Source organism: Duganella sp. SG902, assembly GCF_013376005.1.
Classification (GTDB): Bacteria; Pseudomonadota; Gammaproteobacteria; order Burkholderiales; family Burkholderiaceae_D; genus Rugamonas.
The window spans coordinates 390,765-404,133 of sequence record NZ_JABMJK010000003.1 but is presented as its reverse complement, the minus strand read 5'-3'; the positions used below and the strand labels follow the sequence as shown (position 1 = coordinate 404,133).

Annotated in this window: 18 protein-coding genes; 16 read left to right on the top strand and 2 right to left on the bottom strand. The window is 59.6% G+C overall.

The window, feature by feature from the left end:
• Window positions 1-2 precede the first annotated feature (2 nt).
• The 15 genes from rpsH (at window position 3) to FHW83_RS08370 (ending at window position 8,951) form a co-directional block, all read left to right on the top strand.
• Window positions 3-398, top strand: a complete 396-nt coding sequence (gene rpsH / locus FHW83_RS08440) for a 30S ribosomal protein S8 (protein WP_176645908.1) — start codon at window positions 3-5, stop codon at window positions 396-398.
• A 10-nt stretch (window positions 399-408) separates the two neighbouring features.
• Window positions 409-942 (top strand): 50S ribosomal protein L6, encoded by a 534-nt coding sequence (gene rplF / locus FHW83_RS08435; protein WP_176645907.1) that lies wholly within the window; start codon window positions 409-411, stop codon window positions 940-942.
• A gap of 13 nt (window positions 943-955) precedes the next feature.
• On the top strand, window positions 956-1,318 hold the full coding sequence (rplR, locus tag FHW83_RS08430; RefSeq protein ID WP_154379308.1) for a 50S ribosomal protein L18: 363 nt from the start codon (window positions 956-958) through the stop codon (window positions 1,316-1,318).
• Between the two features lie 9 nt (window positions 1,319-1,327).
• Complete coding sequence (gene rpsE, locus FHW83_RS08425; protein WP_072786822.1) at window positions 1,328-1,846, top strand: 30S ribosomal protein S5; 519 nt, start codon at window positions 1,328-1,330, stop codon at window positions 1,844-1,846.
• 10 nt (window positions 1,847-1,856) lie between these two features.
• On the top strand, window positions 1,857-2,039 hold the full coding sequence (gene rpmD, locus FHW83_RS08420) for a 50S ribosomal protein L30 (RefSeq protein ID WP_155468011.1): 183 nt from the start codon (window positions 1,857-1,859) through the stop codon (window positions 2,037-2,039).
• A gap of 25 nt (window positions 2,040-2,064) precedes the next feature.
• Window positions 2,065-2,496, top strand: a complete 432-nt coding sequence (gene rplO, locus FHW83_RS08415) for a 50S ribosomal protein L15 (protein WP_092280158.1) — start codon at window positions 2,065-2,067, stop codon at window positions 2,494-2,496.
• A gap of 31 nt (window positions 2,497-2,527) precedes the next feature.
• Window positions 2,528-3,862, top strand: coding sequence for a preprotein translocase subunit SecY (secY, locus tag FHW83_RS08410; protein WP_176645906.1), 1,335 nt, complete (start codon window positions 2,528-2,530; stop codon window positions 3,860-3,862).
• A gap of 21 nt (window positions 3,863-3,883) precedes the next feature.
• Entirely contained in the window at window positions 3,884-4,102 is a 219-nt protein-coding gene (gene infA, locus FHW83_RS08405; RefSeq protein ID WP_005663428.1) for a translation initiation factor IF-1, read from the top strand.
• 34 nt (window positions 4,103-4,136) lie between these two features.
• The gene (gene rpmJ, locus FHW83_RS08400; protein WP_005663407.1) at window positions 4,137-4,250 is read left to right on the top strand and encodes a 50S ribosomal protein L36; all 114 of its coding nucleotides are present in this window, start codon (window positions 4,137-4,139) and stop codon (window positions 4,248-4,250) included.
• A gap of 27 nt (window positions 4,251-4,277) precedes the next feature.
• Entirely contained in the window at window positions 4,278-4,643 is a 366-nt protein-coding gene (rpsM, locus tag FHW83_RS08395) for a 30S ribosomal protein S13 (RefSeq protein ID WP_072786826.1), read from the top strand.
• A gap of 14 nt (window positions 4,644-4,657) precedes the next feature.
• Window positions 4,658-5,062 carry a 30S ribosomal protein S11 gene (rpsK, locus tag FHW83_RS08390; protein ID WP_072786827.1) on the top strand — a complete coding sequence of 135 codons (405 nt, stop codon included), beginning with the start codon at window positions 4,658-4,660 and terminating at the stop codon, window positions 5,060-5,062.
• A gap of 189 nt (window positions 5,063-5,251) precedes the next feature.
• Window positions 5,252-5,875, top strand: coding sequence for a 30S ribosomal protein S4 (gene rpsD, locus FHW83_RS08385; protein ID WP_176645905.1), 624 nt, complete (start codon window positions 5,252-5,254; stop codon window positions 5,873-5,875).
• Window positions 5,876-6,027: 152 nt separating this feature from the next.
• Window positions 6,028-7,005: a DNA-directed RNA polymerase subunit alpha gene (locus tag FHW83_RS08380; protein WP_072786829.1), complete on the top strand. Its 978-nt coding sequence runs from the start codon at window positions 6,028-6,030 to the stop codon at window positions 7,003-7,005.
• Between the two features lie 189 nt (window positions 7,006-7,194).
• Entirely contained in the window at window positions 7,195-7,590 is a 396-nt protein-coding gene (gene rplQ / locus FHW83_RS08375; protein ID WP_155468015.1) for a 50S ribosomal protein L17, read from the top strand.
• Window positions 7,591-7,712: 122 nt separating this feature from the next.
• On the top strand, window positions 7,713-8,951 hold the full coding sequence (locus tag FHW83_RS08370) for a PepSY domain-containing protein (protein WP_176645904.1): 1,239 nt from the start codon (window positions 7,713-7,715) through the stop codon (window positions 8,949-8,951).
• Between the two features lie 49 nt (window positions 8,952-9,000).
• Here the strand turns inward: FHW83_RS08370 and FHW83_RS08365 are convergent, their stop codons facing one another.
• A complete protein-coding gene (locus FHW83_RS08365) occupies window positions 9,001-10,479 on the bottom strand; it encodes a M20/M25/M40 family metallo-hydrolase (RefSeq protein WP_373997181.1) in 1,479 nt (492 codons plus the stop codon).
• 317 nt (window positions 10,480-10,796) lie between these two features.
• Here FHW83_RS08365 and dsbD point away from each other — a divergent pair, with 317 nt between their 5' ends.
• Window positions 10,797-12,743 (top strand): protein-disulfide reductase DsbD, encoded by a 1,947-nt coding sequence (gene dsbD, locus FHW83_RS08360; protein ID WP_176645902.1) that lies wholly within the window; start codon window positions 10,797-10,799, stop codon window positions 12,741-12,743.
• On the opposite strand, the gene FHW83_RS08355 is transcribed toward dsbD, so the two are convergent.
• Window positions 12,744-13,283 carry a Spy/CpxP family protein refolding chaperone gene (locus FHW83_RS08355; protein WP_176645901.1) on the bottom strand — a complete coding sequence of 180 codons (540 nt, stop codon included), beginning with the start codon at window positions 13,281-13,283 and terminating at the stop codon, window positions 12,744-12,746.
• Window positions 13,284-13,369: the final 86 nt, after the last annotated feature.

Sequence of the window (13,369 nt, the reverse complement as noted above, 5' to 3'; positions counted from 1 at the left end):
CAATGAGTATGAGCGATCCTATCGCCGATATGCTGACCCGCATTCGCAACGCCCAGGGCGTTCAAAAAACGACCGTGGCGATGCCATCGTCGAAAGTCAAAGTAGCGATTGCCAACGTCCTCAAGGACGAGGGTTACATTGAAGATTTCGCTGTCGCCGAAGCCGGTGGCAAGTCGGAACTGAAAATCGGTTTGAAGTACTACGTAGGCCGTCCTGTTATCGAGCGTCTGGAGCGCGTGTCGCGTCCCGGTCTGCGCGTCTACAAAGGCAAGGACGAAATCCCATCGGTCATGAATGGCCTGGGTGTGGCAATCGTGTCGACCCCGCAAGGCGTGATGACCGATCGTAAAGCACGCGCTACCGGTGTCGGCGGCGAAGTGATTTGCTTCGTGGCTTAAGGAGTTAGACATGTCCCGTGTAGCTAAAATGCCTATCGCTGTGCCAGCTGGCGCTGATGTCGCCATCTCCGCGCAGGCGATCACCGTCAAGGGCCCGTTGGGCGTCCTGACCCAGAACCTGAACGGCCTGGTAAAAGTAGAAAACAATGCTGGCACCCTGAGCTTCGAACCGGCCAACGACAGCCGCGAAGCCAACGCCATGTCCGGCACGCTGCGCGCGCTGGTCAACAACATGGTGACCGGCGTGACCAAGGGCTTCGAGAAAAAGCTGAACCTGGTTGGCGTGGGCTACAAAGCCCAGGCCCAGGGCGACAAGCTGAACCTGTCGCTGGGTTTCTCGCACCCGGTCGTGCATGCCATGCCAGCCGGCGTGACCTGCGCCACCGCCACCCCGACCGAGATCGTCATCAAAGGCATCGACCGTCAAAAGGTGGGTCAGGTAGCAGCAGAAGTTCGTGCTTACCGCGCTCCGGAGCCTTACAAGGGCAAGGGCGTCCGTTATTCGGACGAAGTGGTTAAGATCAAAGAAACCAAGAAGAAGTAATTAGGGGCTGACGATGGATAAAAAAGAATCTCGTCTGCGCCGCGGACGTCAAACCCGGATCAAGATCGCGCAGCTGAAAGTGAACCGCCTGTCGGTGCACCGCACCAACCTGCACATTTACGCGAACCTGATCTCCCCGGAAGCCAAAGTGCTGGTTTCGGCCTCGACCGTGGAAGCGGAAGTGCGCGCCGAACTGGCTGGCAAGTCGGGCAAGGGTGGCAACGCCGCCGCCGCCGCACTGGTCGGCAAGCGCGTAGCAGAAAAAGCACTGAAAGCCGGTATCACCGAAGTCGCCTTCGACCGTTCCGGTTTCCGTTATCACGGCCGTGTGAAGGCGCTGGCAGAAGCCGCGCGTGAAGCCGGTCTGAAGTTCTAAGGAACGATCATGGCAAAAATGCAAGCAAAAATGGCAAGCGACAAGCCGGATGATGGCATGCGCGAAAAAATGATCGCGATCAACCGCGTGACCAAAGTGGTCAAGGGTGGTCGTATCATGGGTTTCGCCGCGCTGACCGTAGTGGGTGACGGCGATGGCCGCATCGGCATGGGCAAGGGCAAGTCGAAAGAGGTACCAGTCGGTGTGCAGAAGGCAATGGAAGAAGCCCGCCGCAACCTGATCAAGGTACCGCTGAAGAACGGCACCCTGCACCACACCGTCCTGGGTCGCCACGGCGCCTCGAAAGTGATGATGTCGCCTGCTAAACCAGGTACCGGCGTCATCGCTGGCGGCGCCATGCGCGCTATCTTCGAAGTGATGGGCGTTACCGACGTGGTCGCGAAATCGACCGGTTCGAGCAACCCGTACAACCTGGTCCGCGCCACCCTGGACGGCCTGGCTAAACTGAGCACTCCTGCCGACATCGCCGCCAAACGCGGCAAGTCGGTGGAAGAGATCCTGGGTTAAGGTGAACCACATGACTACGAAAACCGTCAAAGTACAACTGGTGAAGGGCCTGATCGGCACTCGTCAAGATCACCGCGCTACCGTCAAAGGCCTGGGCCTGCGTCGCGTCAACTCGGTCGCCGAGCTGCAAGACACCCCATCGGTACGCGGCATGATCAACAAAGTGTCGTATCTCGTTAAAGTAGTTGCGTAAGCCTCGGCTTACTCACGGAGAAATCATGGAACTGAATACCATTCAACCAGCCGATGGCGCCAAGCACTACAAGCGTCGCGTCGGCCGCGGTATCGGCTCCGGCCTGGGTAAAACCGCAGGCCGCGGCCACAAGGGTCAGAAATCGCGTTCGGGCGGCTTCCACAAAGTCGGCTTCGAAGGCGGTCAGATGCCTCTGCAACGTCGTCTGCCTAAGCGCGGTTTCAAGTCGCTCAACGCCACCTTCAAAGCTGAAGTGCGTCTGTCCGACCTGAACAACCTGGCTGTTGGCGATGTCGACATCCTGGTGCTGAAACAAGCTGGCGTACTGAGCGTGCTGGCACGCGACGTGCGCGTCATCCTGTCCGGCGAGATCACCAAGGCGGTGAACCTCAAAGGCCTGAAAGTGACCGCTGGCGCGAAAGCTGCCATCGAAGCAGCCGGCGGCTCGGTAGCTTGAGCCACCGCTAACAGCTTGATCGGAGCGAAAATTGGCGACTAATCCACAATTGGCTAAAAGTGCGGCAGCTGGTTTCCCCTGGGGCCGGCTCTGGTTCCTGCTTGGCGCATTGGTGGTTTATCGTATCGGCGCTCACATCCCGGTTCCCGGGATCGATCCGGTACAATTGGCCGCGCTGTTCAAGTCGCAAGAGGGCGGCATCCTGGGCATGTTGAACATGTTCAGCGGTGGCGCGCTCGCGCGCTTCACGGTGTTTGCGCTGGGTATCACGCCGTACATCTCGGCCTCGATCATCATGCAGTTGGTGTCGATCGTGTCGCCGCAGATGGAGGCGTTGAAGAAGGAAGGCGAAGCAGGCCGACGCAAGATCACGCAGTACACCCGTTACTTCACGGTGGTGCTGGCGGCGTTCCAGGCGCTCGGGATTGCAGTTGCTTTGGAGTCGCAGGCAGGCCTGGTGCTGGATCCGGGCTATGCCTTCCGTTTCGTGACGGTCGTTACGCTGTTGACCGGCACCATGTTCGTGATGTGGTTGGGCGAGCAGATTACCGAGCGCGGTCTCGGTAACGGCATCTCGATCATCATCTTCGCGGGTATCGCGGCCGGTCTGCCGGGCGCACTGGGTGGCCTCGGCCAGTCGGTGAGCAACGGTTCGATCGGCGCGCTGTCGGCGATCATCATCATGATCCTGGTGGTGGCGGTGACGTTCCTGGTGGTGTTCGTGGAACGTGGCCAACGCAAGATCCTGGTCAACTACGCGAAACGCCAGGTGGGTAACAAGATTTACGGTGGCCAAACCTCGCACCTGCCATTGAAGTTGAACATGGCCGGCGTGATCCCACCGATCTTCGCTTCGTCGATTATCTTGTTCCCGGCTACGATCGTGGGCTGGTTCACCACCGGCGCCGATACGGCTAACCCGGCGGTCCGGTTCCTGAAAGATTTGGCCGCATCGATGGGGCCAGGCGAGCCCATCCACGCACTGTTGTACGCCATTGCCATCGTGTTCTTCTGCTTCTTCTACACCGCGCTGGTATTCAACAGCAAGGAGACGGCAGACAACTTGAAGAAGAGCGGGGCCTTTGTGCCAGGGATCCGTCCCGGTGAGCAGACTGCCCGCTACATCGACAAGATCCTGACGCGATTGACTTTGGCTGGCGCCATCTACATCACTTTGGTGTGTTTGTTGCCGGAATTCATGGTAGCCGAGTGGAAGGTACCGTTCTATTTTGGTGGTACTTCTCTGTTGATTATTGTGGTTGTGACCATGGACTTCATGGCGCAGGTACAAAACTACGTGATGTCGCAGCAATATGAATCGCTGCTGCGCAAAGCAAACTTCAAAGGCGGAATTCCGACGCGATAAGCGCGGTTTCACATACACCGAATGGCAAAAGACGACGTCATACAGATGCAGGGCGAGATCCTGGAAAATCTCCCTAATGCAACATTTCGAGTAAAGCTGGAGAACGGGCACGTGGTGCTGGGACATATTTCAGGTAAAATGCGGATGAACTATATCCGCATCCTGCCTGGCGATAAGGTGACGGTCGAACTGACACCTTACGACCTGTCCCGCGCCCGCATTGTGTTCCGGACCAAGTAATTTTAGATAATCGAACCTTAGAAGAGAGTTCATAATGAAAGTTAACGCCTCAGTCAAGCGGATCTGCCGCAACTGCAAGATCATCAAGCGCAAGGGCGTTGTTCGCGTAATCTGCGTCGAACCACGTCACAAGCAGCGTCAAGGTTAATAACCGTTATTTATCGAGGAATAACGAATGGCACGTATTGCAGGGGTTAATATCCCAAATCATCAGCACACCGTTATCGGCCTGACCGCCATCTACGGTGTAGGCCGTCCACGCGCGAAGTTCATCTGCGCGCAGACCGGTATTGCGACCAATAAAAAGGTCAAAGACCTGGACGACAGCGAACTGGAAAAGCTGCGCGATGAAGTAGCAAAATTCATCGTCGAAGGCGATCTGCGTCGCGAACTGTCCATGAACATCAAGCGTTTGATGGATCTGGGTTGCTACCGCGGCATGCGTCACCGCAAGGGCCTGCCGGTCCGCGGTCAACGCACCCGCACCAATGCACGTACCCGCAAGGGCCCGCGCAAAGCCGCTCAATCGCTCAAGAAATAATCTAGGGAAATCACATGGCTAAGCAACAAAGCAGCGCAGCAGCCGCTCGCGTACGCAAGAAGGTCAAGAAGAACGTTGCCGAAGGCATCGCACACGTTCACGCTTCCTTCAACAACACCATCATCACCATCACCGACCGTCAGGGCAACGCGCTGTCGTGGGCGACCTCCGGTGGTGCTGGCTTCAAGGGTTCGCGTAAATCGACCCCGTTCGCAGCGCAGGTTGCTGCCGAAGCCGCTGGTAAAGTCGCGATCGAATGCGGCGTGAAGAACCTGGAAGTGCGCATCAAGGGCCCAGGCCCAGGCCGTGAATCGGCTGTGCGCGCGCTGAACAACCTGGGCATCAAGATCACCGAGATCCAGGACGTGACGCCAGTTCCACACAACGGCTGCCGCCCTCCAAAGCGTCGTCGTATCTAATGGCCTGGCCGGCTTGCCGGCTGCGCTGTTACACAATAAAGCTGGTGCAGGAAGCCGGAGACGGCTATACTGCCCGGCTATTGTCGTCTGTCTTCAACAGACCCAAGCCACGTCTGGCTCACCGCAGACCAGACTAGCGTCTAACTACGCAGGTAGTTGGGACGTCATTAATTTTAAAAGGAAAGCACCGTGGCACGTTATATCGGACCAAAAGCAAAACTCTCCCGCCGTGAAGGCACCGATCTGTTCCTGAAGAGCGCCCGCCGCTCGCTGGACAGCAAATGCAAACTGGACGTAAAGCCAGGTCAGCACGGCGTGAAGTCGGGCGCCCGTACCTCGGACTACGGCAACCAGCTGCGCGAAAAACAAAAAGTGAAACGTATGTACGGCGTGCTGGAACGTCAGTTCCGTCGCTACTTCGCGGAAGCCGACCGCCGCAAAGGCAACACCGGCGAAACCCTGCTGAAGCTGCTGGAAGCCCGTCTGGACAACGTCGCATACCGCATGGGCTTCGGCTCGACCCGCGCTGAAGCGCGTCAGCTGGTATCGCACAAAGCCTTCACCGTGAACGGCAATGTGGTGAACATCGCTTCGTACTCGGTCAAAGTGGGCGACGTGATCGCCGTGCGCGAAAAAGCCAAGAAGCAAGTGCGTATCCTGGAAGCGCTGTCGCTGGCCGAACAAGTTGGCATGCCAGCCTGGGTGTCGGTCGATGCCAAGAAAATGGAAGGCACCTTCAAGTCCCTGCCAGAGCGCAACGAGATCGCCGCCGACGTCAACGAATCGCTGATCGTCGAACTGTACTCGCGTTAATCTGTAGTCAAGCGACGGCGTCAGCCGTCGTCCCGGCGAAGGCCGGGATCCAATTTAGCTTTACGTCCGCCCGCTCATCTGAGCGGGCGTTTTCACTAATGCCATCAGCCTTATCGGCTTAACGCGCCGAGGGTATTGAAAAGGACATTTACATGCAAAACAGCCTGTTGAAACCACGTATTATCGATGTCGAGGCGCTGGGCGCCGGTCACGCCAAAGTCGTGATGGAACCGTTCGAACGCGGCTACGGCCACACCCTGGGCAACGCGCTGCGCCGCGTGCTGCTGTCCTCGATGATTGGCTACGCGCCAACCGAAGTGACGATCGCCGGTGTGGTGCACGAGTACTCGTCGCTGGACGGCGTGCAAGAAGACGTGGTCGACCTGCTGCTGAACCTGAAGGGCGTTGTGTTCAAAGTGCACAACCGTGACTCCGTCACCCTGACCCTGAAGAAGGAAGGCGAGGGCGCGGTGCTGGCTTCGGACATCGATCTGCCACACGACGTGGAACTGATCAACCCGGACCACGTGATCGCTCACCTGACCGCCGGCGGCAAGCTGGACATGCAGATCAAGGTCGAGAAAGGCCGCGGCTATGTGCCGGGCAACGTGCGTCGCCTGTCGGAAGACACCAACAAAACCATCGGCCGCATCATCCTGGACGCGTCGTTCTCGCCAGTGCGCCGCGTGTCGTACTTCGTTGAGTCCGCCCGTGTGGAACAGCGTACCGACTTGGACAAGCTGATCATCAACATCGAAACCAACGGTGTGATCTCGCCGGAGGAAGCGATCCGTCAATCGGCCCGCGTGCTGGTCGATCAACTGAACGTGTTCGCCGCCCTGGAAGGCACCGAAGCCGCCGCGGAAGCGCCATCGCGCGCGCCGCTGGTCGATCCGATCCTGCTGCGTCCAGTGGACGATCTGGAACTGACCGTGCGTTCGGCCAACTGCCTGAAAGCGGAAAACATCTACTACATCGGCGACCTGATCCAGCGTTCGGAAAACGAACTGCTGAAGACCCCGAACCTGGGCCGCAAGTCGCTGAACGAGATCAAGGAAGTCCTGGCTTCCCGTGGTCTGACCCTGGGCATGAAGCTGGAAAACTGGCCGCCTGCTGGTCTGGAGAAGTAATTCGAGCCGTCACTCCCGCGCAGGCGGGAGTCCATGCTGAGCATGCTCGGCATGGGTCCCGGCCTCCGCCGGGACGACGGATCTGCAGTACCGCCTTGGCATGTTGCTGAGGCGTTTCACTAAAACCGGTCCGCGCTCATGTTGAGCGATCGAAGAACTCGGATTTAAACATCATCGAAAGGAAGTACCATGCGTCACCGTCACGGCCTCCGTAAACTGAACCGTACCTCGTCCCACCGTCTGGCTATGCTGCGCAACATGACCGTATCGCTGCTGCGTCATGAAGCCATCAAAACCACGCTGCCAAAAGCCAAAGAACTGCGCCGCGTTGTTGAGCCTATCCTGACCCTGGGCAAGACCGACACCCTGGCTAACAAGCGTCTGGCATTCTCCCGTCTGCGCGACCGCGAAATCGTGGGCAAACTGTTCTCGGAACTGGGCCCACGCTACGCTGCACGTAACGGCGGCTACCTGCGCATCCTGAAAATGGGTTTCCGCGTTGGCGACAACGCTCCAATGGCTTACGTTGAGCTGCTGGACCGTCCAGAAGTCACCGCTGTGGAAGACGCACCAACCGCCGAGTAATCAGCCGGTCGTCCCGCAGTACTGAAAAGCCAGGCTTAGCCTGGCTTTTTTTTGTCTTTCGTTTGACAATGGAATGAGAATCGTTATCATTCATATTTTGTCTGACTTAGCGAGAGACCGCCATGCGCGCCTTCTGGACTCTGGTACACCGATATCTTGGCCTGCTGACTGCCGGGTTTTTGTTCATCAGCGGCATCACCGGCGCCGTGATTTCCTGGGACCACGAGCTGGACGACCTGCTCAATCCGCACTTGATGGAGGCGCACACGCCCGGGGCACCGCAACCGACGCTGGCGCTCGTCCAGCAACTGGAGGCGCGCTATCCGCAGGTGCAGGTGTCTTTTGTACCATTGCAGCTGGAACCCGGCCAGACCATCGCCTTCGGCGTTTCCCCGCGCGTGAATCCGGCCACGCAGAAACTCTACGAGCCCGGCTTTAATCAAGTCTTTGTCGATCCGGTGAGCGGTGTGGAACTCGGCAAGCGCGAATGGGGCGCGGTCTGGCCGATTACCAAGGAGACTTTCGTTTCCTTCCTATATCGCCTGCATTACACCCTGCATATTCCGGAAATGTGGAGTATCGACCGCTGGGGTATCTGGCTGATGGGCGGCATTGCCATTATCTGGGTCATCGACAGCTTTGTCGGTTTCTATCTGACTCTGCCGTTGCGCCGCCAGAACGCAAATAAAACCTGGATGCAGCGCTGGAAACCCGCTTGGAAAATTCGCTGGAACGGCGGCAGCAATAAACTGAATTTCGATTTGCACCGCGCATTTAGTCTGTGGACCTGGATACTGTTATTTATTCTCGCCTTTACCGCGTTTTCGCTGAATTTATATAGCGAGGTGTTTTACCCTGTGATGAGCAAGATTTCCAAAGTCACGCCGACGCCATTTGATACCCGTCCAATAGCCGATATTCATAAGCCATATGCGCCATCCGTCGGTTATGCGCAGGTGATTGAAACAGCCAGCCGGGAAGCTGTGCAACGTAAATGGTCGGAGCCGGTAGGCAGCGTGTTTTATACCAGTGCTTTTGATGTTTATGGGGTGAGTTTCTATAAACCGGGTGACGATCACGGCGCCGGCGGTGTCGGTCCGGCATATTTATATTACGACGGCGCCGGTAAATTACTGGGGGAACGCCTGCCATGGAAAGGCACGGCGGCCGATATTTTCGTGCAGGCGCAATTCCCGCTGCACTCCGGCCGCATTCTCGGCCTGCCGGGACGCATCCTGATTTCCTTCATGGGCGTGGTGGTGGCCATGCTGAGTGTGACCGGCGTGATCATCTGGTGGCGCAAGCGCGCGTCCCGCGTGGTGACGGCGGAACGGCGCGCTGGGGAGTTGGCTGGCGCCTGAGGCTACACATGCCAGAAATTGGCATGTATAAACCATTTTTGAGTCTGACTTACTTCAAACGGCGGTCACCGGCGGCCTTGAACTCGGACCCGGCATTCCAGCTTGGTGTCTCGCCTTGGGCGATATCAAGGCCTACCTGGAACAGCAGCTGGATATCCTGCACGCCGCCGCTAAAATCCCAATCCTTACGGAAATCGTCGGTCGGCTGGTGATAATCGTGGGTGAAATAATTATCCACCACTTCACGCGCGTAATTCTCCGGCTTATCCAGATAACGGCTGCGGGCCTTGGTATATAAAACCGGCACGCCGGCACGGGCGAACTCCAGTTGATCGGCACGATAGAAACTGCCCAACTCCGAGCGGCTATCCTTTTCCATTAAACGGCCTTGGGTTTTGGCGTATTTCTCCAGCAATCCGTCGATGCTGGAGTGGCCGGAGGTTACATTCTCGATCTGTGCTGTTTTACCCCAGGCGTTAATGCCGTCGATATTGATATTCGCGACGGTATTTTTCAGCGGATAGAGCGGATGGGCGGCATAATACTTCGCGCCCAGCAGACCTTTTTCTTCCGCAGTGGTGGCAATAAACAGAATTGAGCGTTTCGGCGCTTTCGGCAATGCTTTATAAGCTTTCGCCAATTCCATTAATGCGGCAACGCCGGAGGCGTTGTCCAGCGCGCCGTAGTAAATCTTTTTACTGGCTGGGTCGACGCCAAGATGATCCCAGTGCGCGCTATAAATCACATATTCGTTTTTCAGCTTTGGATCGCTGCCTTCGATTTTGGCGACCACATTCTTGGAATCGACGTTGCGCGAGATATTTTCGATTTTGAAATCCGCAGTGCCTTTCAGGCTGACCGGACGAAACTCTTTGGTCAGCGCCTGTTTTTTCAGCGCGTCGAAATCGTAGCCGGCGGCGTGCATCATGGCCTTGGCTTTATCCAGTTGTATCCAGCCCGGCACCGGCACCGGCGGCGCGTCCGGATCGTCGCCGTTGCGCGTCAGGCTGAAATGTTCGGCCACGCCGCCGCTGCGCACGACATCCCAGGGATAGGCGGCAGGCTTCGTTTCATGAATGATCATCACGGCGGCGGCGCCCAACCTGGCGCCGATCTCGTATTTGTAGGTCCAGCGGCCGTAATAGGTCATCGCCTTGCCTTTGAACATATTCGGGTCCAACTCGACTGGATTGTTCGGATCGGGAATGGCCGGGTCGTTAATCAGCATCAGCAGGGTTTTGCCGCGCACGTCGACGCCCTTGTAGTCATCCCAGCCGTATTCCGGCGCCTGTACGCCGTAGCCGACGAACACAATTTCCGAGTTGTTGACGTTGACCGTGGCCGGTTGGCTGGTCGAATGGGCAACATAGTCGTCCGGGAAGTTCAGCGCCACCTTCTGGCCGTTGATGGTGTAGCTGAAGCTGGGCGTCGGCTTCTGGCCGCGCATCGGCACGGCCTGCACCCACGAGCCGTCCGGATTGCCCGGTTTCAGGCCCAGCTTTTTGAACTCCTGCTGGATGTAGGCCACGGTCCTGGATTCGCCGGCCGTGCCCGGCGCGCGGCCCTCAAATTCGTCGGACGCCAGGGTTTTGATGTGTTCCAGCAGATCCTTGGACGAGATAGCGTTCAGGGCCTTGGCCGGCGCTTGCGCCAGCGCGGGTAATGCGCTCAGCGCCAGGGCGGAGAGCAGGAGAGGGCGGAAAGGGGACATGGGCTTGCTCCACGGGTGTTGAAAGGGCCGAGTTTCGCATAAAACAAGCTTTTAAGGCCGTGCTCAGGCGGGAAAAACGTGCACGGTGTACTATGCCGGTTGCTCCAATGACCAGTTCTCCGAGAGAAGATTTCATGTCCCGATTCGCCCGTTTTATCGCGCCGCTGCTGGCGTTGATCGCGCTCCTGCTGCAGCCCGCTCGCGCGGAGGATTTCCTTGATCCGTCCGAAGCGTTCAAGTTCTCGGCGCGCATGGTGGACGGGCACACCGTCGCGGTGACGTTCCAGATCGCGGACGGCTATTACATGTACCGCGAGCGCTTCAAGTTCAGCGCCCAGGGCGCCAAGCTGGGCGCGCCGCAGATCCCGCCAGGCAAAGTCCACTACGATGAAACCTTCGCCAAGGACGTGGAGACGTATCGCAAGAGCGTGACCATCACCATGCCGGTGGACGTCAACGGCGCGTTCACGCTGCTGGCCAGCGCGCAGGGCTGCTCGGACAAGGGCCTGTGCTACGCGCCGCAGGATTACAAGGAGTCGTTGACCGGCAGCGGTTCCGTGCCGCTGCCGGCTGCCCCCCCGGCCGCCCAGCCTGCCGCAGGCTTGACCGCCACGGGCGCACCGACGCCAGGCGCGGCGGGAGCCGGCGTGGCCGCGCCCCCGGCGGCGGCGGCCGGGCAGGGCGCCGTCAGCTTTGGCGTGGACGGCGGCAAGGCCGCGCCCGCCGCTCCCGGCGTCAAGATCTACACCGTGCCGAAGCCGACCGCCACCGACATCCCGCAACCGGCGCCGGTGGCCGTGGCGCCGCCCGCACCGGTCAACGAATCGGGCCGCCTGGAAGCCGCGCTGAAATCCGGCAAACTGCTGGTTATCCTGCCGCTGTTCGCCCTGCTGGGCCTGGGCCTGTCGTTCACGCCCTGCGTGCTGCCCATGGTGCCCATCCTGTCCTCGATCATCGTGGGCGAGGGGGCGCAATCGAGCCGTAGCCGTGGCCTGCTGCTGTCCGTCACCTACGCGCTGGGCATGGCCCTGGTCTACACCGCGCTTGGCGTGGCGGCCGGCCTGGCCGGCGAAGGCCTGGCCAGCGCGTTGCAAAACCCATGGGTGCTGGGCGCCTTCGCACTGCTGATGGCGCTGCTGTCGTTGTCCATGTTCGGCTTCTACGAACTGCAAGTCCCGGCCGCCCTGCAAAGCAAACTGAGCACCGTGTCCAACCGCCAAGCCTCCGGCAAGCTGGCCGGCGTGTTCGTGATGGGCGCGATTTCCGCCCTGATCGTCGGGCCGTGCGTGGCGGCGCCGCTGGCCGCCGCGCTGGTCTACATCAGCCAGTCGCGCGACATCCTGATTGGCGGCGGCGCCTTGTTCGCGATGGCGGTCGGCATGAGCGTGCCGCTGATCCTGGTCGGGGTCTCGGCCGGCGCCTTGCTGCCGAAAGCCGGCATGTGGATGGATTCGGTGAAGCGCTTCTTCGGCGTGCTGATGCTGGCCGTCGGCTGGTGGCTGGTGTCGCCGGTGCTGCCGGGCGCGGTGCAGATGATGGGCTGGGCCGCGCTGTTCGTCGGCTACGGCATGTACCTGCTGCTGAATTCCGGCCAATGGGTGGCCAAGTCGGTGGGCGTGATCGTCGCCGTGCTGGGCGTGGCGCAACTGGTGGGCGTGGTCAGCGGCGGCCGCGATCCGCTGGCGCCGCTGGCGCACCTGAGCGGCAAGGCCGCGCATGAAGCGCCGCTGGCCTTCCAGCGCATCAAGACCGTGCAACAGCTGGACGCCGCGCTGGCCCGGACCGGCGGCAAGACCGCCATGCTCGACTTCTACGCCGACTGGTGCGTGTCCTGCAAAGAGATGGAAAAACTGACCTTCGTCGATCCGCAAGTGCGCGTCAAGCTGGCCAACACCGTGTTGCTGCAAGTCGACGTCACCGCCAACGATGAGGACGACAAAGCCATGCTCAAACGCTTCGGCCTGTTCGGCCCGCCGGGCATCATCCTGTTCGACAAGCAGGGCAAGGAAATCGCCAACTCGCGCGTGATCGGCTTCCAGGATGCGGCGAAGTTCACCGCATCGCTGGCCGTGCTGAACTGATCAGCCCTGGTGGGCTGGGCCGCCCCAGCCTTCGTGCTGGCCGTTGTGGGCCCAGCCGCCGTGCATGCCGTGATGACCGTGGTGGCCACGGCCGCGGAAGCCGCGTCCGCCGCCCAGGCCGTGCTCGTCAAACAGCGTTTGCTGGGCCGGATTCAGCTGGGCGTAGAACGCGCTGACCGCCTTCACGCGGGTTTCCAGGAAAGCCTCGCGCTTCTTGGTCATCTCCAGTGCCAGGTTCAGGCGTTCCGGCGCGGTCAGCTTGTTCATCGGCTTGCGTTCCGGCCGCTGGCCGTCGAGCGCGGCCGGCTTGATGGCGGCCTGGTAGGTGGCCCAGGCCGACTCCTGCTGCGCGGTCAGCTTCAGCAGATCATGCAGGCGCGCCTGGCGCTTGGCGTACATATCGGCCATCTTGGCCTGCATTTGTTCCTTGGTCGGACGGGCGCCGTGCGGCTTGCCGGCGGGCTGGGTTTCCTGTGCGTGGGCGGCGGCCATGCCCAGTACCGTAAAACCGATCAGTATGCTTTTGCGTAAGATGTTCATGGTCGTTCCTTCATGGTTGAGATTTAAGTCATCGCAGTGGTCTGCGCTTGTGACCATCTTGGTCCCCGAAGGTTGCTCTTACGTTG

Coding starts and splice junctions, on each gene's coding strand:
- infA (WP_005663428.1), top strand. CDS start 3,884: ATGGCAAAAGACGACGTCATACAGATGCAGGGCGAGATCCTGGAAAAT.
- rpsE (WP_072786822.1), top strand. CDS start 1,328: ATGGCAAAAATGCAAGCAAAAATGGCAAGCGACAAGCCGGATGATGGC.
- rplF (WP_176645907.1), top strand. CDS start 409: ATGTCCCGTGTAGCTAAAATGCCTATCGCTGTGCCAGCTGGCGCTGAT.
- FHW83_RS08370 (WP_176645904.1), top strand. CDS start 7,713: ATGCGCGCCTTCTGGACTCTGGTACACCGATATCTTGGCCTGCTGACT.
- rpmJ (WP_005663407.1), top strand. CDS start 4,137: ATGAAAGTTAACGCCTCAGTCAAGCGGATCTGCCGCAACTGCAAGATC.
- FHW83_RS08355 (WP_176645901.1), bottom strand. CDS start 13,283: ATGAACATCTTACGCAAAAGCATACTGATCGGTTTTACGGTACTGGGC.
- rplR (WP_154379308.1), top strand. CDS start 956: ATGGATAAAAAAGAATCTCGTCTGCGCCGCGGACGTCAAACCCGGATC.
- dsbD (WP_176645902.1), top strand. CDS start 10,797: ATGTCCCGATTCGCCCGTTTTATCGCGCCGCTGCTGGCGTTGATCGCG.
- rpsK (WP_072786827.1), top strand. CDS start 4,658: ATGGCTAAGCAACAAAGCAGCGCAGCAGCCGCTCGCGTACGCAAGAAG.
- rpsM (WP_072786826.1), top strand. CDS start 4,278: ATGGCACGTATTGCAGGGGTTAATATCCCAAATCATCAGCACACCGTT.
- rplO (WP_092280158.1), top strand. CDS start 2,065: ATGGAACTGAATACCATTCAACCAGCCGATGGCGCCAAGCACTACAAG.
- rplQ (WP_155468015.1), top strand. CDS start 7,195: ATGCGTCACCGTCACGGCCTCCGTAAACTGAACCGTACCTCGTCCCAC.
- FHW83_RS08380 (WP_072786829.1), top strand. CDS start 6,028: ATGCAAAACAGCCTGTTGAAACCACGTATTATCGATGTCGAGGCGCTG.
- rpsH (WP_176645908.1), top strand. CDS start 3: ATGAGTATGAGCGATCCTATCGCCGATATGCTGACCCGCATTCGCAAC.
- rpmD (WP_155468011.1), top strand. CDS start 1,857: ATGACTACGAAAACCGTCAAAGTACAACTGGTGAAGGGCCTGATCGGC.